We start from the raw sequence: 19,972 nt of genomic DNA on the forward strand, positions 1-19,972 counted from the left end.
TGTCCACGAAATATCTAACACCTACACCAATGGCAATTTGTTACATATCAGTTTCAAAGTAAGTTCTATTTTTCTTAACAGGTCGAGTCTAGACCCGTTGGCCCTTAGCAGTGAGCTTGTCGAACTGTCGAAGGACGTAAACGCTACTTTTAAAACCTGTCGAGTACTACGGATTTACTGGATCTAACCTAGATATTCGTTATTTAAACTGATTAAGATTACCTTTTGAAATATTTGTTTTATTTTCTCCCTGTGAGTCTTACATCGATTAATTTTTTCTATTTCAAGAGAAAGAAATCTATGATAAGGTAATACACCCAAAAACACATAAAAGGGAAATAATGAGTGATGCAGGATAATCTAATAAAAACACTTTCTGACATAAGTGGCTTAGTCTGGGGCTTGCCTCTGATTATACTTCTTCTAGGTACCGGAATATATCTCACGATAATACTAAGAGGTATCCAATTTCGGGCGCTAATACCCTCTTTATATTTAGCTTTTATCATAAGGAAAGAAAAGGAATCATCAGAGGGTGATATCTCCCATTTTCAGGCTCTCATGACAGCGCTTGCTGCGACTGTAGGTGTTGGAAACATTGCCGGTGTTGCAACAGCCATCGCCGTTGGAGGACCGGGCGCTCTATTTTGGATGTGGATCACAGGTCTTTTTGGAATGGCGACCAAATACTCAGAAGCCGTTCTTGCAGTTAAATACAGAGAGGTTGATAAATTCGGCACAATGAGCGGCGGCCCGATGTACTACATCTCCAAAGGGCTTGGACTTAAATGGCTCGGAATAATTTTTGCGGTTTTTGCTTCAATCGCTGCCTTTGGAATTGGAAACGTTGTTCAATCAAACTCAGTGGCAAAAGGACTCGAATCTTCTTTTGGGATCACTCCATGGGCCACAGGGACGGTATTGTGTATTGCAACCGGCCTGGTGATTCTCGGAGGGATCAAAAGTATAGCAAGGGCTGCAAGCGCAATAGTCCCGTTCATGATAATCCTGTATATCGTTGGTTCGATTTCCGTTCTCATGGCACACGTTACAAACATTCCAGAGGCCTTTAAATTAATTTTCGTTCATGCATTTACCCCCGCCGCCGCGACTGGAGGATTTATAGGAACAGCCCTGATACAAACGGTTAGGATCGGGGTTGCAAGGGGAATATTCTCAAACGAATCCGGTCTTGGAAGCTCTCCCATTGTTGCCGCCGCTGCAAAGACACGTAACCCCGTAGCACAGGGTCTAGTATCTATGACCCAAACCTTCATTGACACAATTGTAGTATGCACGTTTACCGGGCTTGTTATTATTTCAAGCGGAGCATGGATAAGCGGGGAGACAGGCGCTTCGCTTTCGACACTCGCTTTTGAAAAGGGTGTCCCTTTTCAATTAGGTGCTGAAGTAGTTTCATTAAGTCTTGCATTCTTTGCCTATTCCACCTTACTCGGATGGTCCTATTATGGGGAGAAGTCCATCGAATATATATTTAAAGAGCGTGCGGTGAAACCGTATAGAGTAATTTTCACACTAATAGTCTTAGTTGGCGCAGTGATTGAACTGGATTTGGTCTGGACATTCGCGGATATAATGAACGGACTAATGGCTTTCCCAAACCTTATTGGCCTTCTCGGACTCTCAAAGGTTGTGGTGGAGGAGACAAAGAAATATCTGGATCTCGAGATTTCGGGGAAATAAAAACTAACATTATAGAGGAGCTGTAACCCAAAGCTTCGATCTCCTCGAGTTCAGCATGTCGAATACCCACGACACTAAGATAGATATTCTGAAAGTTATGTAACTCAGCTTTAAGTGTTGCTAAATCTAACTCACGTTGAGCTAACTCCCCTTCAAGTGTTTTAAGTTCAGCTTTCTTTTTGTTCAGCTCTTTTTCTTCGGGGGTTTCGCTTCGTCTTATCCCTGTTTCCATAGTATCCAAATCTTTATTCCCTTTACATATTTTGTCAATTATTATCCGAGTGCTTATAAGTGATTAGAGAATTTGAAAACTTAACGTGATATAATTAATAATATTTAGTGTTAGGAGTCCTGATATGAGTTCAGCCATACCTATATCAAGGGTAAGTGTTGACAAGTATGTAGCTCTAGCCTTAAAACACGCTGAATACATCTTAAACGACGATGGAACGTGGACAGTTAAAATCTCCGTCTTGCCCGGTATTATCACGTTTGGAGAAACAAAGGAGGAAGCAAAGGAAATGGCAGAAGATGCAGTTAGAGGATGGATAAATACCGCTAAGGAATTCGGCGACGAAATTCCTGAAATTGATCGTTGTGTAGTAATTTAGTTCCTTTCTGCTTATCTATTCTAAGTTCCTCCTTGACAACGATGAGCTTATCGCCTATTTCCATGTTTGCATGGTTAAACTCAAACCTGAAAAGCCAAACGAAATGATAAGAAAGTTAAGGGCTTTGGGTTACGAAGGTCCCTTTCCTGGAGGCAGACACTTGTTTATGAGGCATCCAATAACTAAATATAAAATTCCAGTCCCTTATCACAAAGGCAGGGATATTCCCAAAGGGACCGTCAGAGAAATTATCAAGGAGCTGGGAATTACTGTGGAGAATTGGAATAAGCTTTAAGGTGATTCCTCTTGATAAATATCTTCTCCAAAAGTTTCAATATGGAAGCGAATGGCTGACTTCATATCGGCTAGGGCCTCATCATAGGTATCACCTTCGCCAACTACAATTCCTTTCAGACCAGGCGGATATGCTACAAAACCATCCGGATGTTTCTCAACTATGACTTTGAATTGTTTAGTCCTGAGACTTTCCACCAAAATACGATTCTAGCACTATTTGAGAAAGTTCCAATAATTGAAATGTGATTTAAGTTTTATAGTAGTGTGTCCAACCGTACTGAGTTCCGACTTTCGATGTCCAGCGGGCTATCGATAACGGTATATCCAAATCTATCAGAGTACCCATGCTTAGAAGCTATCGAGGTTTTCGATTCAACTTATAGTACACATTGGTCAGAGCCCAGTCGAAGGAGGGATAACACCCTTCGACATTGCTCAGGGTGCACGGTCGTTTCTAATTTAAGATAGTGTTCTTCGTGCTAAGCAACCATTAGTCAAAGTGAATAATTCTGTACCGTTCTCCAAGAAAACCTATTTGACTTTATTTCCTAAAGTTAATAAAATGTGGAATATAGTTGACGTCGAATTGGGGAATGAATGTCGAAATATATCATTAAAATCGCTGAATCTGAGGATGAACTGAAAGAATATTTTCGTATTCGCAATGAAGTGTTTGTCAGGGAGCAAAGGATATTTCCCGAAACAGATGTCGACGAATATGATCGGAATTCAATTCACATAATCGCAGTCGAAAGCTCAAGCAGTAACGTAGTAGGCGTTGTCAGATGCTACAGTAAGGATGGAAACACATGGTTTGGCGGCAGACTTGGAGCTTTACCCGATTACCGTAATGGCAGAGTTGGATCACGTCTTGTGAGATTCGCTGTGAATACTGCCAAATCAAAGGGATGCAAAAAATTCCTGGCGTACATACAGCCCAATAATGTTAGATTCTTCCAGAGACTTGATTGGGAAAAGATAGGGGAGCCGATTATCTATCACGGTATTCCGCACCAACTCATGGAAGCAAATTTGGATTCGTATTAATATCACGATGCAGGATGCAAGATGCAGGATGCAGGATGCAAGTATGAAAAAAAGAACGTGTGTCCTGAATGGTGAATCATACATCATGCATCGTGGATCGTGTATCGTGCATCATGAATCGTGCATCCGCAAATTTTGACAAGGCCGTGTTATTAAAAAAGAATAGGAATTCACTATGGATGAGCTAATAAGTGCATTACGCAGCTCCCCTCGTTTAACCGATAAAGTAAATTTAAGAAACCTCTGGGATATCATACCGGGTGTTTGCGAAGTCGATGGTAGAAATGTGATTCTTGGTGACGATGCAGCGGCTATAGAGACGCAAGATGGTTATTTGTTGGTCGCTGCTGAAGGAGTTTACCCCGAACTTCTGAAATCAAATCCCTACCTGGCAGGGCGCACCTCTGTCCTTACAAATGTGAGTGATATTTACGCTATGGGTGGAAGACCGATCGCGATCCTGGATGTACTATTTTCACCCAACTACGATGAAGTAAATGAGGTGCTTCGTGGAATAAAGGATAATGCATCACGATATAAAGTTCCTTTGGTAGGTGGTCATTTAACTCGGAAAACCAATTTTTCTTCGCTCTCAGTCTTTATAATAGGTAGGGCTACAAGGATACTCTCCAGTTTTAATGCCAAAACAGGCGATGACTTGGTTTTCGTTTGTAACTTAGAGGGGAAATTCTATTCAGGATTTAATTTTTGGGATTCCTCCAGTCAATTGAGTAGTGAAGACGCTCTGAGACAATTGGAAGTGTTTCCGCGACTTGCAGAGGAAGGAAAGGTTGACAGCGCGAAGGACGTTAGCATGGCAGGTTTAATTGGATCAGTCCTGATGCTTTTGGAGTCTTCGGGAAAAGGTGCAGAGATACACATAGAAAAGATTCCAAAGCCTTATGATATTCCATTAAGGGAGTGGTTGATTACCTTCCCGAGTTACGGATTCATTTTATCGATAAGACCACAATACACCACAGAAGTTAAGAAGATATTCAATTCTATTAAGCTCACGTGTCGAGTGATCGGTAAGATTATCGGCGGCAGTAATGTCTTATTCGTAAAAAATGGGGTTGAAAAAAGACTATTTTGGGATATTGAAGTTCAGCCTTTAATTGGTATTGGAAAAGGTAGATTAAAAAAGGTGAAAAATGGCGAATGAACAGAATCAGATAGAGACTATAGTTTCAAAACTAGGTGAGAAAATTAAGCGAATCCGATTAGAGAAGGGTCTGTCCCTTAAAGACTTGTCGGTAAAATCCGGAATCTCCGCAGCAGCTATCCACAAGATAGAGTCTAATGGAATAATCCCAACCATAACGACCATGATGAAGATCTCTGATGCATTGGGAAAAGAGGTAAGCTATTTCATTGAAGAAAGACGGGGAAAAAGGGATGTCTTTTTTGTACAAGTTCAACGACGTGAAAGTATTTTCACATTTAAGAAGGGATTAAAGCTTCATGGTATTTCTGCAAAGAAATACGGAGACTTCATGATGACAGCCGCCTATGCAGTGGTTGACGTAGGGGCCGCAAGCGGTAGAAATCCAATGAAACATAGAGGAGAAGAGTTGGTATATTGCCTTAAAGGGAAAATGGAACTTCGAATAGGTGATCAAACATATACCCTAGGACCCGGCGACAGTATTCACTTCAGGACTGATATCAATCATAGTTGGAAAAATACTGCCGACGCTCAAGCAGAATTAATATGGGTGCTAGCCGTTGAACCTTCATGATTCAGGATACAGGAAACAGGATGCAGGATGAAAAGAAAAAAGATTAATCCTGAACCGTGAATCATGCATCTTGTATCGTGCATCATGAATCAGTTTTTATTTATCATGCATCATGCATCGTGCATCGTGAATCATGCATCTTCTGTTAATACAATGGTTGCTAAAATAAAAGACCAGAAAAAAACAGAGACCGGGGCATTAAAGTATCTCGGTGAGCGAATTAATGAAGCCAACACACTTGCGATAGACAGAATCTTATCCGTTGAACCTGTTTTCATTGATGTTGATACAGCACTTAATGTAATACCCGGTATGACCCACGATACAATACTCCATGCAGGTCCTCCGATTGAATGGGAAAGAATGTGCGATCCGATGAAGAGGGCAGTTAGAGGAGCTTTAGTGTTCGAGGGCCTTGCAGAAAATGACGAGGCCGCAATTCAACTACTAAAAAGAAAAAAAGTAAAGCTCTCGCCAAACCATCACCATGACGCAGCGGGAGCGATGACGGGAATTATCTCGCCCTCAATGCCTGTCATTGTTACAAAAGACTCAACCTTCGGAAAAACAGTTTTTTCCACATTTAATGAAGGCGCAGGCAAAGTCCTATGGTTTGGGTCTTTCGAAAAAGAGACCCTTGATCGTCTCAAGTGGATTCGGGACATTTTTGGTCCTGTAATGAAGAAGGTTATCAAAAAAGCACAAGGCATCCCCATCTGGAGCATCCTGGCCCAGGGAATTCAGATGGGAGATGAGTGCCATAATCGTCACGCGGCATCATCAAATCTTTTTCTTAAAAGAATTCTCGAACCACTCGTTTCGATCGATCTTTCAAAAAGAGTTTTGTTGCAGGTCTATAACTTTATTGCCGGAAATAGCCATTTCTTTCTAAACATTACCATGGCTGCCTGTAAACTCTCGATGGATGCGGCACGGGGTATAAGAGAATCAACTGTTGTCACCGCAATGTCTCGAAATGGGACTGATTTTGGTATTCGAATAAGCGGACTTGGGAATGAATGGTGCACAGCACCTGCTCCTTATCTCAAGGATGCTCTATATAACCCTGGATACAACTTCAATGACGGAGCCCCAGATATAGGGGACAGCTCAATCATAGAAACAATGGGACTTGGAGGGTTCGCCATTGCAGCCGCGCCTGCAATGGCATCATTTGCCGGAGGAGGCTTTCAAGAGTCTATAAGAATTACAAAGGAGATGGGTCGAATCACTCTTGTAAAGAATCAGAAGTTCGGAATCCCGGTATTGGACTTCGAGGGAACTCCCACAGGTATCGATTTACGAAAGGTCGTTGAAATTGGAATTAGCCCAAGTATTAATAGCGCCGTACTACATAAAAGCTCGGGAGCCGGTCAGATAGGTGCGGGAATCGTAAAGGCCCCATATGAATGTTTTTCGAAGGCACTCAAGGCTTTTGGCAGGAAATACACATGATGCAGGATGCAAGATGCAGGATGCAAGATGCAAGATAATAAAAGAAAATATAGGTTAATCCTGGATCATGTATCGTGCATCGTGCATCGTGGATCTTGAATCGTTAAGAGAAAACTATGGCTGTAGTCAGCACAGTTAAGAAAAACTTCTATCAGGATTCAATGAAGCTTATGCAGATTAGCCAAAAGCTAAGCAGTCTTAGCGGAATTAAAAAGGCGGCAGCAATCATGGCAACCGAAGCTAATCTAGCCATGCTGAAAGAGACGGGATTACTCAAGAAAGGAACCGATTCAGCCAGTCCTAACGATCTTATAGTGGCAATCGAAGCAGAGTCTGGAAAAGCAGCAGATGAAGCTCTAAAGATGTTGGACTCTCTTCTTGCCCCTCATCCAGCTGACGTTACTTCAAAAATTGAATATAAGGATCTTGATTCAGCTCTAAATAATTTGCCCCAGGCGAATATTGTAGTTATTTCCGTTCCCGGAGAATATGCAAAGTTGGAGGTTGCGAAGGCTGTTGACAGGGGTATCCATGTCTTTCTGTTTAGCGATAACGTATCAATCGATGAAGAGATTGAGCTCAAGCTTAGGGCAAAAGAGAAGGGTTTACTAATGATGGGTCCTGGTTGCGGAACAGCAATCATAAATGGAGTAGGACTTGGATTTTCAAATGTCGTAAATCGAGGTCCAATAGGGATTATAGCAGCAGCGGGCACTGGAATGCAAGAAGTTACTAGCCTTATAAACAATTGGGGATCAGGAATTTCACACGCGATCGGAGTCGGTGGCAGAGACTTGTCTGACAAGGTAGGCGGAATAATGACGATAGAGGCAATAAGAATGCTTCTGGGCGATGAAGGAACAAAAGCCCTTCTTCTGGTTTCGAAGCCACCTTCAGATAAGGTAGCAAGAAGGGTCATAAATTTAATTCGTAAAGGTGACCTACCAGCTGTTATATGTTTCCTCGGAATGGAAAACATCAAAACGAAAGATTCAAAAATGCAATTTGCCACAAATTTGGACCAAGCCGCGCTTAAAGCAATTAAGCTGGTGGGAGCAAATAATCGCGCTCCCAAGGTTCTTTCTGATAACAAGTGGAAAAAAGCCGCTCAGAAGTGTCAAAGCCTTTTAAATACCGATCAGCTTTATCTTCGCGGCTTATTCTCTGGCGGAACCCTTTGTTATGAAGCCCAGCAAATCCTGACACCAATGCTCGGCAAAATATATTCCAATACCCCACTCTATAAGCAAAACAAATTAAAAAATTCAAATGTAAGCAAGCGGCATACATGTATTGATCTGGGTGAGGAAGAATTTACTAAGGGACGCCCTCATCCGATGATTGATGCGACACAGCGAAGTGAACGGCTATTACAAGAGGCATCCAATCCTGATGTTGCCGTGATTCTATTCGACGTGGTACTTGGATACGTCGCAAGCCCTGATCCTGCAGGTGATCTAATTCCCGCTATAAATGAATCAAAAAAAATAGCGAAAACTAACGGTCGTTCTATCACTTTTGTGGCGCATGTTTGTGGTACTGAGCGAGACCCTCAGGATCTAAAATCGCAGGAGAAAAAGTTGGAAAAAGCTGGAGTCATTGTTCTTCCCACAAACGCTTTAGCCTCTAGAGTGGCAGGATTAATAGCAAAAGGTGTGAAGACTTAGCTAACTAAATAAGCGGAGGGAATGTAATGAAGGTAGCTGTAGTAGCTTTTGGTGGAAACGCCCTCATGGGTCACGAGGGTAAAAGCAATTATACAGATCAGATGAGGAGAACAGATACAATATGTAGAAAACTACTCAGCCTGTTTGAATTGGGATATAGGATTGTAATCACCCACGGTAACGGTCCGCAGGTGGGAAATATTCTGATGCAGCAGGAGTGTCTTATAGATTCTTTACCACCAATGCCACTTGACGTTTGTAACGCAATGACACAGGGACAGATAGGATATATGATAGAACAGAGGTTGAGAAACATTTTCGAGGAAAAAAAGATCAAAAAATCCGTTGTAGTTTTAGTTACGCAAGTGGTTGTTTCAGAAAACGATCCCGCGTTTAAAAATCCAACAAAGTTCATCGGGCCTTTTTTCAGTAAAGAGGAAACTGAAAGACTCGAAAAGGAGAAGGGCTGGAACATAAAAGAGGATTCAGGAAGGGGTTATAGACGTATTGTTCCATCTCCAAGACCAATAGATATAGTAGAAAAAGACGAAATCTCGGACATGGCAAACAGAGATTTAGTCGTAGTAGCATGTGGGGGTGGAGGAATACCAGTGCTTAGAGACAAAAAAGGGAAACTAAAGGGCGTTGCCGCTGTGATTGACAAAGATTATGCAGCTGAAAGGATCGCGAGTCTCATAGGTGCGGATTCACTGATCTTAATAACGCCCGTCGACAAGGTATCAATATTCTACGGAACATCAAAACAGAAAGACCTTGGAAGATTATCGCTCGAAGAAGCGAGGGGTTACTACGATGAAGGACATTTCCCACCCGGGAGCATGGGGCCTAAAGTCGAGGCCGCTATGAAATTTATCAGCTCAGGCGGACGGAGGACGATTATCACCTCTATAGAGGGTTTGGAAGATGCGATAAAAGGCAAAGGCGGAACGGTGATAACGCAATGAAATAATATCAGTAGACCAGTAGTAACTTGTAGGGGATTAATTTATAGAAATACTTTAAAATCGTTTTTTTTGAAATAAATTCCGTACTCCATAAAGAGTTATTAGAATTTGCGATTTTGGTATTTATGAAACGATTTGCTATATATGACATCTAAGCACCAAGGCTTTTATACGTAGGAAGTTGAGATATTGCTTTTATTGAACTTTTGTAATATGATGGGATAATAAGGGGTGTGAGTTAACCGATTAAACATTAAATTTATTGAAGCGAGAACATAGGAGGTGATGTAATTGAAAGTGAACAGAAAGGTTTTTGATGCTCATTCACACATAGGAGAGCTAGCGGCGTATAAATACTATGATTTAACAGAACCAGTAAAACCCACCGTGATCGAGTATCCCACTTATAAAGAATATCTAAAACATATGGACGAGTATGGTGTTGATCGCGCGATGGTGATTTCTAATTACGGAGTGCCTGACTCAGGTCAGCCATTTACTTTGAATCCAATTGTGCTTGATGGTGTCCATCATGCAGACCGACTGGTTGGAGCAATCTGGGTTTCCGGTCTTACAAAAGACAAAGAACGTACAGCGGAAGCATTAAAACATGTTAAGGAAGAAGGGATAGTTGCTCTAAAGTCTACATGCCTTCTTGGGGGTACATACAATCCTGGTGAATGGGATGATGAAGCGCGAGCATTATGGGAAAGCATAATTAATGCTGCTGAGCAAAATGACCTTGCTTTACATATTCATACGAGCCCTGGTGGAGGTTCAGACATTTCAAATGCACTCGAGTTAGTCAAAAAGTATGGGAAAAGAATCAAGATACATCTGGTACATATGGGTGGATTTGTTAGTGGACATATAAAGCTGGTACCAAAGTTTATTAATTTGGTGAAAGAAGGTTTTAAGGTTTATACGGATACAACATGGGCAGTTGGCTTTGGATCGCGTTGGTTACTCAGTGAGATTGAACGAACTGGTGTTGGCTCCGATAACGTCCTTTTTGCATCCGACACTCCATGGAGTGACTTTCCTTCGGAGTTCTGGAAGATCGAAGGCGCAGATATTTCTGAGGAATTAAAAAATAAGATTTTTTGGGAAAATGCCCAGAAACTTTATTCTAAATAAAAAACCGTTGCCACAAAATCACAAAGGCACAAAGGAGTAATCCAGAAGTTGAATGAAAAAATCCTAATTATAACTTTGTGTCTTAGTGTCTTTGTGGCTGATAGAAGAAAATTAAATAAATTAAGGAGGTAGTAAAAATGGCAGTCGATCGAGTAAAAGGAGAGAAACCAACAGTAGGAAAGGCGTTGGTAGATTATGAGGAGAAGGTATTCCCCGATCATAAAGCAAAACCAGGGGAAAAGGCGTTATTCCTTATCCACTCGGTGCCCTATGAAGGTTCTGTGGCTGGTATAAATATGCTTACGGCCATAAGAGCTAAAAAGAAGGGTTATGATGTGAGCGTACTCTTTTACGGCCCGGCTTCCGGCATACCAGTATATAGGGGCTGGCCCAATGTTGGAGACGACGCTTATGGTGCTGGGATACAGTTATATCCAAACCTTGTTGCACGATTGATTAAGGAAGGAATAACGGTCTACGCTTGTCGCTTTTCAGCTGCTTCGCTTTGCGGTCTCAGAGAAGATGACTTTCTGGAGGGTGTAAGGGGGATACATCCAACTGACATCCTGGACATTGTAATCGAACACCATAGGGCTGGGGCAATGTTATTCAGCACTTGGACTGTTTGAGAACAATTTATTAGCAGTTATCTTTTTTAATATTTATTTTTCAGAGATACTATAAAACGATCATTCTTTGGTCTGCAAGCTAAAGCCGTAGAGTGGTTGACTGGGTAGTATTGCTAAACTTATCTGGGGGTGATAAATGGATCCAAGATCCCTGAAAGTGGAGTTGCAGAGTTACGGCGTGAGAATCCCTGATACCAGAGATATAAGGAGGGGTGGAGCGGGACCTACGGGCGGGATACATCTAAAGATTCTTCCCGACAGTGAAGCTAACATTCCCGTGGTTGGGGGTTTCCTGGATTCCTCGCCCTACTATCTCGACCAAATTAATGGGGAATACTGGGTGTTTCGAGACGATGTAGCTCTAGCTCAGGTAGAGCTGATGAAGGACGCTAATTTTTATGAGCACAAAACATCAAATGGAATTCCGATGCAGAAAATTGGGCTGCTTCACTGTCCGACAACATTTGCGACTACCCTTCTTCAGACCTGCGATTTCTGGGTAGATGAACGGAGGTGTAAGTTCTGCGGTATCGAGCTTACACTTAAGGATAGGAGCACTGTTGGTTTTAAAAATTCAAAAAGCCTTGTTGAGACTATTTTGCTTGCTAAGGAACTCGATGGAATTTCGAATATTGTTTTTACCTCGGGAGTTGCTCCAGATGAGGAAAAGGCATTACGAAAGTATGCCGAAATATGTTCAGAAGTGAAGAGATTCACGGGTCTTCCAATACAGCTTCAAATTATACCCCCTGAGGATCTAACCTGGCTTAAAAGACTAAAGAATGCAGGAGTTGATGCCCTGGGGGTTCATATAGAGACGTTTGACCCCGATGTATTTGAAAAAATTACCCCTGGTAAAGCGAGAATTGGATTCGATAAGTATTTGGAGACGTGGAGGGAAGGGGTGAATGTATTCGGAAGGTGGCAGGTAAGTACATATGTATTAGTAGGGCTCGGAGAGAGACTAGAAACGATAATAGAAGGAGCATCATTATGCGCTGAATTAGGAGTGTATCCCTTTATAGTACCATTCCGACCCATTGCTGGAACACCGATGGAAAATGTAAAACCCCCAGAGCCAGAAATTATGAACTACGTTTATACAGAAGTCGCAACGGTTCTTGCAAAATACGATGGGGGATCAAAGAGCAGCAGTGCGGGTTGTGTGAGCTGTGGCGAGTGTTCAGCCCTTCCTGACTTTGAAAAGATGTTTAAGGAAAGTGAAGTCAAATTCAAAGGATTTATGAAAAAGAATAAGGTTAGCTGAAGTGTCCTGAAGATTTAATCTGCTGATTAATAAACAGGATTCGAAGAAAGTGAGGAACGCATATATGCGTTTCCAAGTTTCCTGTTAAACTTTTACCTGGTTAATAAATTATATTTGGATCTGCGATTTCAGTGAGGTAAAAATATCATGGCTCAAAACAATCTACGTATCATTGTTGTCGGAGGAGGCGCTGCTGGGATTTCCTCCGCCTCGACTTCCAAGGTTATCGCGCCGGATTCCAAAGTTACTCTTTTCACAGAATATGAAGATGTAGCTTACAGTCCTTGCGGTATCCCATTCGTACATGGAAAGGAAATTCCAGATTTCAAGAATCTCTTTCTCCAGACCTCAGAGCACTATGCTGGGATAGGAATAGATCTAAGGCTCCAAACGACTGTTACTGGACTAGATGTAAAAAATAAGACCGTTAATGTTGGCTCAGATGTCTTCGAGTGGGATCGGCTGATTCTCGCAACTGGTTTTGAATATGAAAAGCCGGATATTCCGGGTGTAGAACTCGAAGGTCTTCACTACGTTAAGAACATTCGTCGCGCAATGGAATTTGACAAGATTCTTGATCAGATAAAGAAGGCTGTAGTCATGTCTGCAACTCCTCTAGGTATTGAAATGACTGGCGCCCTTGCCCAAAGGGGTCTTGAGACCCACCTTGTGGACGAGGGGGCATGGATAATGTCTGATGTAGCTGATCCCGATATAGTCGAACCAGTGCAGCAGTCTCTTGAGGAACTCGGTGCAAAAATCCATTTTGGCACTAAGGTCTTAGAGTTTAAAGGCTCTAATGGAAAGGTGGCCTCGGTAGTTACAAATAATGGTGAGATCGACTGTGATGTAGTAATCGTTGCCACTCATAAAGTGCCAAACAACAAACTCGCTAAGGCTGCAGGTTTAGACATAGGAGCAACCGGGGGAATACTCGTAGATGATCATATGCGCACATCCGTCAAAGATGTTTATGCAGCAGGAGACTGCATAGAAGTTGTTCATGGCGTAACTGATTTACCAATACAAGGCCTTTCCGGGAGCCACGCCTATTCCCAGGGAAGGGTTGCGGGCGCTAACGCCGCGGGCGATGACCGAGCTTATGATCCTGTCTACATACCCTGGGGCATGGTAGGGGGCCACGTCCAGTTAGGGGGTGTTTCCCTTGGCGAAACGCTTCATAAGGCTTTAGGAATTCCGCACTTCGTTGCCTTTGCTCAAGGAATATCCAGAGCCAGATACTATCCAGGAGTTAGCAGAATACGTGTTAAGCTCATTGCTGATCCGAAAACACTTCGAGTCATGGGTGCGCAGATGTCGGGCGGTGAGGGAATCAAGGAAAGAGCAGACTTCCTTGCATTTACGATCAAACGTGGAGCCACACTGCATGACTATGCCTGGATGGAAAATGTTTATTCACCCCCAATCGGGGCACTGATGGAGCCGATTGCACTGGCGGCTCAGGCTGGATTAGCAGAGTTGGCAAAGAGAAGATACGAAGCTCCAGAATTTGCCGGCAAATAGAATAGAGGTAGCAAAATTGGCAGACAACAAATCTTTCAGTCAATGGTTAAGAAAAAATGCTGAAAAGTACCTGCTGGAGGCTGCGGCTGATGATCTAATAGCCCGCTATCCCGATCTTTGCGCAAAGCCTTACCGCGATGAAGGGCCTGGTCCCTTTTTTTGGAGGAAGGTATTCGTTCCACTTTATACTTCTATTCCCTGGAGCATACGTAAAAAGATTATCCTTCTTACTGCATACCCGGGTGGAAAACGCCCACACTGGAAGAGTTTTACTTAATTCCGATGCCATTAATTGCAGAATCCGTAGGTTATAAGGCCAAGAAGGCCCTACAGAATTCCCGAACAAAATCTAAGATACATAGCGTATTCGATCACGCCTTTTATATAGAAGTTAATGAAAACAAATTGATTAATGTCATAACGACTATATCGTACATGAGTTCAACCTCTGTTCTGATAAAGAATACAAGAATGAAGAGTTTTAAACTATTGAATATTAAAGAAGGTATGCAAGTTAGCGCAGACGATCGTCATATTGTGATCGGAGACAAGCTAGCAGCTATAAAACTTGATGGGTCCTCCACATATTCAAAACCCCCGGTCCCAAAAAAGGAATCATTAGGAAGTTTAGCTATGATAAGTTTGAATCTCAGGGTAGCTCGAGATGAAATATATAAATGCAGGAGCAGGGACGGTCTGGTCGATGTATTGGAAAAGGTGGAAACCACGGGCCCGCTCAACCTTTTTCTAAAACCTCAAGAGATCAACCTTTCAGAAAGAGCAAGGCCTTATATCGAAAGGCTAATGTGGGGCCTCCACTGGGGCGATTCCGAGATGGTATTATCGAATGCCCAGTTGCTTCTAGGATTAGGCCCGGGACTAACACCTTCATGTGATGACTTTTTAGCAGGTTTGCTAATGAGTTTAAACTTCGCGGGCAAAGTTATCTTAAAAGATATTAAGCAGGAAACGGAGTTTTATAAGATGATTTCTAACCAAATCTACAGGTCCGCAAAATCAAAAACAACTATATACAGCCTAAATAATTTAGAAGGTGCTTGTTATGGTGAAGGGCCTAATGCAGCTGTGGACTTAATGCTCAGTCTGCTAACAAAGGATGCAAATCAAGTTGCAAAGTGTACTCGGATGGTGCTAAAGATCGGAGAAACAACGGGCGCCGATATCGCAATTGGAGTTTACTATGGAATTCGTTATTTGATTTCGCGATTAGAAGGTATAGAAAGCTTTGATGAAACCGCTTAAGATCGCCCTATTTACATATTCAACCAAGCCAAGAGGAGGCGTCGTACATACTCTAAGATTGGCGGAGGAATTGACAAGTCTAAAACATGACGTTCATGTTTATACCCTATCCACCGGGAATGGCTTTTACAGAAATGTAGACTTTCCCCATACCCTTATACCTTGCCCGGTGGTCAACTATCCAAGCATTGATGAAAAGATAGAAAGCTATATCCGAATATATTACGAATATCTCTCGTCCATAAATGAACTTTACGACATCTACCACGCAGAGGATTGTATCTCAGCAAATGCACTATTGGAATTGCGTAATAATGGAGTTATCAAGTCGTTCGTAAGAACGGTCCATCACCTAGATGATTTCACTTCTCATTCCCTAATTGAGTGCCAGTCGAACAGTATATTGGAACCCGATCATGTGATGGTTGTTAGCAGATATTGGGAAAAGGAACTCCGTTCACTTTATTCCTTAAACCCTATACTTACTCAAAATGGCGTGGATGTGGGCAGGTTTTCACAACTTAAAGGAGACAAATATTCAAAAGAATCGGCAAAAGGTAAGTTTTCGGTTAATGGTTACAGGGTAATTTTGAGTATAGGTGGAATTGAACCGCGAAAGAATACCTTAACTACGCTCAGGGCGTTTAACATTGCAAAATCCCATTTTATGAAAAAGGGTGAGCGTTTGATATGGTTAATTGGAGGCGGAGAAACCCTCTTCGATTACAGGGCATATCGCGAGGAATTCTTTTCTCAAGTCGAGAGGCTAGGACTCAAAATGGATCAAGACATAAGGGTTCTTGGGAATATACCGGAAGTGAATATGCCAGACCTTTACGGCGCGGGAGATATTTTTGTATTTCCATCCCTGAAAGAAGGTTGGGGACTTGTCGTGCTTGAGGCCATGGCTTCAGGAGTTCCAGTCATCGCTTCCAATATTGCACCGCTGACCGAGTATCTAAAAGATAGTGAAAACGCAATCCTTATTCCTCCCATGGACCATGAGGCCCTGGCTCAAGAAATAATAAGTGTTTTGGAAGACGAAGATCTTCGAGAAAAACTAGCAACAAATGGACTGAGGACTGCCAAATCCTACAGCTGGCGGAGTACAGCGTTAATGCATTCGGAGTTTTATAATAGAATTCTAGAAGGTGTTATACCAGTTAAAAAAAACACATTGTAAATTTCTTCACTTGTATGCATAACTACCGAAATCACCCGCAGGGAATGGCGGCCAGCGACGTTGATTTCAGGTCTAAATCCCGACCGCCAATCCCGGTCGGGTGCAACAACTGGTTATGCCACCATTTGTGACCGTTTGAATTGTCTTTTCTAGTGACTGGCACACAACTTCCTTTGTTGATTTAAGGTCACCGGACAGCACTGGGCATTTATTTATTCTTCTTTTCCTTTTTCAGTTTTCGTTTTTCCTTTGGATTAAGCTGGGCCTTTTTCTGTTGTTCCCTTTTGCCTTTATCTTTTTTTCCCTTATCACCCATATCTGTTTCTCCTTGGTTGAAAATGACTTGCGCCCGACTGTAGCGCCGAAAACCCGTCTTCGGTTGTAGGGGTTAGCAGATGAGATCGATTGGCGTCACGCTCGCCAATTTCTCGGCTATCCCCAAGCACTACTTGACATGCGGTATGACTACTAAATAGCCTGCGAAAATGCAGCATAATTTCCTATATGGCAAGTTATACTGCAAATCTTTGATCAATCTAATGTTAAAACGAGTCTAGTTTCATGTCAAGATTTCACCCTATTTTTCACCTAGTTTTCTTCAACCAATTCACCGGATAACCTACCCGTTCATCCTGAGCTCTGTCGAGGATGTTAAGCCTTGTATCTTTCCGCACTCCCAACCTTCGATTAGACTCACGGCTTAGTGTGAACCGGTTTTTGAACACTTCAATCCTTACTACCGGGTTCGTCGTGGCACCGAATCTGAGCCATTTTCCTTCACCGGAGATTATACTTCAAACCGTCATAAATTAAATTGCACGAATAAATTCGTGCCTACAAACTTTTTATTTGTAGGCACAGACTTGTCTGTGCCATTGAGCACGTCCGACGAGACCATGAGGGACTGATGCCCTCATCAGTTAGGCTCTAACCCGACCTCACATCCCCCGAATCAAATGATCAAATTGTCAAATGATCTCATAATCAATCACGAGCCACCACGAACTGGAAGCACGAAGCGGTTGGGGACCTTACTGGTGATGATCAAGCCGCCAGTGGTGAAATCGACGCACCACGCGGCGTCCGGGCTGCTCGGGTACGTAGTAGACGACCAGTAGCGGCCTGTAACAATGTTCAAGAATGGGTGGCCAGTCGGCAACGCTGGATTAAAGTTTCCAAGATCAAGGAGGCTCGTCAACTGATTCCGATTCGGCAAATGCCAATCCCCTTCAGCGGAACCATCCATAAGGCCACATTCCCCGCTATTCAGAGTATTCGCATCTGCCAACGCGTCGGCCCAAAGCCTTGACCCAAAACAGTTCGCGTCCTTCAGCCAAATAAGCCCTGTCAGATTATCCGTCACCGTACCGTCACAGGACTCCTCTGCGTCGGTGCAGTCGCCATCGCTGTTCATGTCAACATTGGCCGTGAACCGCGGGTCCGGAGGTGCCACTCCTGCCCGCACTTCACCATCCTGGCCCTGAGCGCCGGCATCTGTACAGGGTATCTCATCAATTGGGGGAATCTCCCCCCTGGATCCCCAGCACGTCGTCTGACCCGTCTGTGGCACCGGAGCCTTACAAGAGTCCAACTCTGTACCCATTAGCCCCAAACTAAGCAATACAAACAACAAAAGAAATACCTTTTTCATGGTATTTACCTCCTGATTTTAATTGTTTTTTCAAAGCAACGCTGTGTGCATGGAATAATCCTCAATGGCCTGTATCAATACAGGGTAATCTTCCCTATGAATACCTTTGCTATAAAAGTTCCAAATGCTCATATGGTTAGATAATAGATAAAATGGTACCGGCTTGTCTATACAACTTTGGATGTATTTTGGTTGTACACGGATGTACAACCTTTTTACCCGTACAACGGGGTGACTCGGCCTAGTAAAATAGGGACTGAAACTGTTATTTATAAAGACAGCGTCTGCTGTACCTATTTTACATTGAGTTGGAAAGACTATCATCGCCAATGAAAGCTGGTGTCTCTCCTATTTTTCCGTTAGAGCACCCTTCGACTGGGTGATCGGAAATTGTTATTTAAATATTATGAACTTATTTTAAGCCGTTCATCCTGAGCTCTGTCGAAGGCGGGGAGGAATAACAACCTAACCTCAGTTAGTACCATTAAGCACAACCGACGAGACCATAAAATGTAGGGACTGATGCCATCATCAGTCCAAATCAAGCCCGTTCAGGAACCGGGAGCTACATTTTCTCATTCTTCGATCAAAATAGGGACTGAAACTATTATTTATAAAGACAGCGTCTGCTGTGCCTTTCTTACACTAAGAGAGAATATCATCCCCAATCAAAACTAGTGTCTGTTCCATTTTTCCTCGAGCCATAATTTAGGTTAGAATTAAGGGAATATCACCCAATTAATGGTATATTCGTGTTCATTCGTGGATAATAAGGTGTTCAGAGGTGAAGGTTTATGGAAGTTCAGGCTATTTGGAAGAAGAATTATCGGGTTGAAGTTAGGGCGAGGCAATTTAATGTTCCTATTGATGAGGCTCCCGAGTTCAATGGTGAAGACACCGGAATGATGCCGACTGAATTATTTCTCTGCTCTCTAGCTTCTTGTTATTGCCTTTCTCTCGTATACGTTGCTAAAAAAAAGCAAATGAAAATTGAAGACATGCGTGTAAATGTAATAGGCGAAAAGGACAAAAGAAATTTCATTTTTTCAAGACTTATAGTAGAGGTTGAGAGTTCATTGCCATCAGAGGATTTAGAAGATATCATCGATATTGCAATAAAATATTGCTATGTGAGCAATACTGTATCAAAATCATGCCCGATTGAGTATGTAGTAGTTTAGCCACGAATCAACGCTAATGGACAGGAATCAAGAATTAAGTGCAGGATACAGAATACAAGATGAACGACGCAGGACACAGCATGGATCATGGATCATGAATCGTGTATCATGCATCATTTTTAATGGAGGGGAAATATCTTGGCAATAAAGTTCAAAATCAAAAAAGGCTATTTTCAAGATGCACTGCGTTTGATGCGAATTTCCAAAAATCTAAGGGATATAGAAGGCGTAGAAAAGGCCGTTGCAGTAATGGCCACCGAAAAGGCAAAATTTGCACTCAAAGATGCCGGTCTGATGACCGCAGAAATAAACGATGCTAGTGGAAGTGATCTAGTAATCGTTGTCGAGGCCAAATCTGAAGAGATCGCAGAAGAAACATTGGACAGGATGGAAGAAATGATATCATCAGGTGGTCCACGGGCTGGGAAGCCGTCTTCTTCTAATATACTTAATGATGAAATTCAAGCTATAAATATTGGACTTGAAGCCTTCAAGGACGCATTAGAAGCACAGGGGGTAAAGGTGAAGCACGTCGATTGGCAGGTCCCCGCAAAAGGTGACATGAAGTTAATAAACATTCTGAAGAAGATGTATTGATGTAAGAACCACTACGGCACCAAGACACCACGTTCTTAATTATATTAAAACA

The 19,972-nt window shown here is 42.5% G+C and carries 19 protein-coding genes; 18 read left to right on the forward strand and 1 reads right to left on the reverse strand.

Features of this window, described 5'->3' with window-relative positions:
- Positions 1 to 348: 348 nt before the first annotated feature.
- The 3 genes from VGA95_12810 to VGA95_12820 all read left to right on the forward strand — a co-directional run bounded on the left by VGA95_12810 (position 349) and on the right by VGA95_12820 (position 2,610).
- Entirely contained in the window at positions 349 to 1,704 is a 1,356-nt protein-coding gene (locus tag VGA95_12810; GenBank protein HEX9667419.1) for a sodium:alanine symporter family protein, read from the forward strand.
- Between the two features lie 356 nt (positions 1,705 to 2,060).
- Complete coding sequence (locus tag VGA95_12815; GenBank protein ID HEX9667420.1) at positions 2,061 to 2,315, forward strand: type II toxin-antitoxin system HicB family antitoxin; 255 nt, start codon at positions 2,061 to 2,063, stop codon at positions 2,313 to 2,315.
- Between the two features lie 70 nt (positions 2,316 to 2,385).
- Entirely contained in the window at positions 2,386 to 2,610 is a 225-nt protein-coding gene (locus tag VGA95_12820) for a type II toxin-antitoxin system HicA family toxin (protein ID HEX9667421.1), read from the forward strand.
- On the opposite strand, the gene VGA95_12825 is transcribed toward VGA95_12820, so the two are convergent.
- Complete coding sequence (locus VGA95_12825) at positions 2,607 to 2,807, reverse strand: type II toxin-antitoxin system HicB family antitoxin (GenBank protein HEX9667422.1); 201 nt, start codon at positions 2,805 to 2,807, stop codon at positions 2,607 to 2,609. The genes VGA95_12820 and VGA95_12825 overlap by 4 nt on opposite strands.
- A gap of 402 nt (positions 2,808 to 3,209) precedes the next feature.
- Between VGA95_12825 and VGA95_12830 the strand changes: the two genes are divergently transcribed.
- The 15 genes from VGA95_12830 (at position 3,210) to VGA95_12900 (ending at position 19,920) form a co-directional block, all read left to right on the forward strand.
- Positions 3,210 to 3,659: an MSMEG_0567/Sll0786 family nitrogen starvation N-acetyltransferase gene (locus VGA95_12830; protein ID HEX9667423.1), complete on the forward strand. Its 450-nt coding sequence runs from the start codon at positions 3,210 to 3,212 to the stop codon at positions 3,657 to 3,659.
- 175 nt (positions 3,660 to 3,834) lie between these two features.
- Positions 3,835 to 4,824 carry a sll0787 family AIR synthase-like protein gene (locus VGA95_12835; GenBank protein HEX9667424.1) on the forward strand — a complete coding sequence of 330 codons (990 nt, stop codon included), beginning with the start codon at positions 3,835 to 3,837 and terminating at the stop codon, positions 4,822 to 4,824.
- Positions 4,814 to 5,401 carry a cupin domain-containing protein gene (locus tag VGA95_12840; GenBank protein HEX9667425.1) on the forward strand — a complete coding sequence of 196 codons (588 nt, stop codon included), beginning with the start codon at positions 4,814 to 4,816 and terminating at the stop codon, positions 5,399 to 5,401. The genes VGA95_12835 and VGA95_12840 overlap by 11 nt, the downstream gene beginning before the upstream one ends.
- Positions 5,402 to 5,485: 84 nt before the next feature.
- On the forward strand, positions 5,486 to 6,856 hold the full coding sequence (locus tag VGA95_12845; GenBank protein HEX9667426.1) for a DUF1116 domain-containing protein: 1,371 nt from the start codon (positions 5,486 to 5,488) through the stop codon (positions 6,854 to 6,856).
- Positions 6,857 to 6,972: 116 nt separating this feature from the next.
- Positions 6,973 to 8,523, forward strand: a complete 1,551-nt coding sequence (gene fdrA / locus VGA95_12850; GenBank protein HEX9667427.1) for an acyl-CoA synthetase FdrA — start codon at positions 6,973 to 6,975, stop codon at positions 8,521 to 8,523.
- A gap of 26 nt (positions 8,524 to 8,549) precedes the next feature.
- The gene (gene arcC, locus VGA95_12855; GenBank protein ID HEX9667428.1) at positions 8,550 to 9,488 is read left to right on the forward strand and encodes a carbamate kinase; all 939 of its coding nucleotides are present in this window, start codon (positions 8,550 to 8,552) and stop codon (positions 9,486 to 9,488) included.
- A gap of 297 nt (positions 9,489 to 9,785) precedes the next feature.
- Positions 9,786 to 10,625, forward strand: coding sequence for an amidohydrolase family protein (locus VGA95_12860; protein ID HEX9667429.1), 840 nt, complete (start codon positions 9,786 to 9,788; stop codon positions 10,623 to 10,625).
- Positions 10,626 to 10,762: 137 nt separating this feature from the next.
- Positions 10,763 to 11,254 carry an MSMEG_0572/Sll0783 family nitrogen starvation response protein gene (locus VGA95_12865; GenBank protein HEX9667430.1) on the forward strand — a complete coding sequence of 164 codons (492 nt, stop codon included), beginning with the start codon at positions 10,763 to 10,765 and terminating at the stop codon, positions 11,252 to 11,254.
- A 136-nt stretch (positions 11,255 to 11,390) separates the two neighbouring features.
- Positions 11,391 to 12,521: an MSMEG_0568 family radical SAM protein gene (locus tag VGA95_12870; GenBank protein ID HEX9667431.1), complete on the forward strand. Its 1,131-nt coding sequence runs from the start codon at positions 11,391 to 11,393 to the stop codon at positions 12,519 to 12,521.
- A gap of 147 nt (positions 12,522 to 12,668) precedes the next feature.
- Positions 12,669 to 14,045: an FAD-dependent oxidoreductase gene (locus VGA95_12875; GenBank protein HEX9667432.1), complete on the forward strand. Its 1,377-nt coding sequence runs from the start codon at positions 12,669 to 12,671 to the stop codon at positions 14,043 to 14,045.
- A gap of 16 nt (positions 14,046 to 14,061) precedes the next feature.
- Positions 14,062 to 14,322, forward strand: a complete 261-nt coding sequence (locus tag VGA95_12880; GenBank protein ID HEX9667433.1) for a hypothetical protein — start codon at positions 14,062 to 14,064, stop codon at positions 14,320 to 14,322.
- A 5-nt stretch (positions 14,323 to 14,327) separates the two neighbouring features.
- Positions 14,328 to 15,308: a DUF2877 domain-containing protein gene (locus VGA95_12885; GenBank protein HEX9667434.1), complete on the forward strand. Its 981-nt coding sequence runs from the start codon at positions 14,328 to 14,330 to the stop codon at positions 15,306 to 15,308.
- Positions 15,295 to 16,491 (forward strand): MSMEG_0565 family glycosyltransferase, encoded by a 1,197-nt coding sequence (locus tag VGA95_12890; protein HEX9667435.1) that lies wholly within the window; start codon positions 15,295 to 15,297, stop codon positions 16,489 to 16,491. Before VGA95_12885 ends, VGA95_12890 begins: the two co-directional genes overlap by 14 nt.
- 2,445 nt (positions 16,492 to 18,936) lie before the next feature.
- Complete coding sequence (locus VGA95_12895; GenBank protein ID HEX9667436.1) at positions 18,937 to 19,323, forward strand: OsmC family protein; 387 nt, start codon at positions 18,937 to 18,939, stop codon at positions 19,321 to 19,323.
- A 138-nt stretch (positions 19,324 to 19,461) separates the two neighbouring features.
- Positions 19,462 to 19,920, forward strand: a complete 459-nt coding sequence (locus VGA95_12900) for a hypothetical protein (protein ID HEX9667437.1) — start codon at positions 19,462 to 19,464, stop codon at positions 19,918 to 19,920.
- Positions 19,921 to 19,972: the final 52 nt, after the last annotated feature.

The organism is Thermodesulfobacteriota bacterium (genome assembly GCA_036397855.1).
GTDB lineage: Bacteria > Desulfobacterota_D > UBA1144 > Nemesobacterales > CSP1-2 > DASWID01.

Bases quoted from the DNA above. Each gene is read 5' to 3' on its own strand.
- VGA95_12895 (HEX9667436.1), top strand. From the start codon at position 18,937: ATGGAAGTTCAGGCTATTTGGAAGAAGAATTATCGGGTTGAAGTTAGG.
- VGA95_12845 (HEX9667426.1), top strand. From the start codon at position 5,486: ATGAATCAGTTTTTATTTATCATGCATCATGCATCGTGCATCGTGAAT.
- VGA95_12875 (HEX9667432.1), top strand. From the start codon at position 12,669: ATGGCTCAAAACAATCTACGTATCATTGTTGTCGGAGGAGGCGCTGCT.
- fdrA (HEX9667427.1), top strand. From the start codon at position 6,973: ATGGCTGTAGTCAGCACAGTTAAGAAAAACTTCTATCAGGATTCAATG.
- VGA95_12830 (HEX9667423.1), top strand. From the start codon at position 3,210: ATGTCGAAATATATCATTAAAATCGCTGAATCTGAGGATGAACTGAAA.
- VGA95_12840 (HEX9667425.1), top strand. From the start codon at position 4,814: ATGGCGAATGAACAGAATCAGATAGAGACTATAGTTTCAAAACTAGGT.
- VGA95_12890 (HEX9667435.1), top strand. From the start codon at position 15,295: ATGAAACCGCTTAAGATCGCCCTATTTACATATTCAACCAAGCCAAGA.
- VGA95_12810 (HEX9667419.1), top strand. From the start codon at position 349: ATGCAGGATAATCTAATAAAAACACTTTCTGACATAAGTGGCTTAGTC.
- arcC (HEX9667428.1), top strand. From the start codon at position 8,550: ATGAAGGTAGCTGTAGTAGCTTTTGGTGGAAACGCCCTCATGGGTCAC.
- VGA95_12820 (HEX9667421.1), top strand. From the start codon at position 2,386: ATGGTTAAACTCAAACCTGAAAAGCCAAACGAAATGATAAGAAAGTTA.
- VGA95_12835 (HEX9667424.1), top strand. From the start codon at position 3,835: ATGGATGAGCTAATAAGTGCATTACGCAGCTCCCCTCGTTTAACCGAT.
- VGA95_12870 (HEX9667431.1), top strand. From the start codon at position 11,391: ATGGATCCAAGATCCCTGAAAGTGGAGTTGCAGAGTTACGGCGTGAGA.
- VGA95_12885 (HEX9667434.1), top strand. From the start codon at position 14,328: ATGCCATTAATTGCAGAATCCGTAGGTTATAAGGCCAAGAAGGCCCTA.
- VGA95_12815 (HEX9667420.1), top strand. From the start codon at position 2,061: ATGAGTTCAGCCATACCTATATCAAGGGTAAGTGTTGACAAGTATGTA.
- VGA95_12865 (HEX9667430.1), top strand. From the start codon at position 10,763: ATGGCAGTCGATCGAGTAAAAGGAGAGAAACCAACAGTAGGAAAGGCG.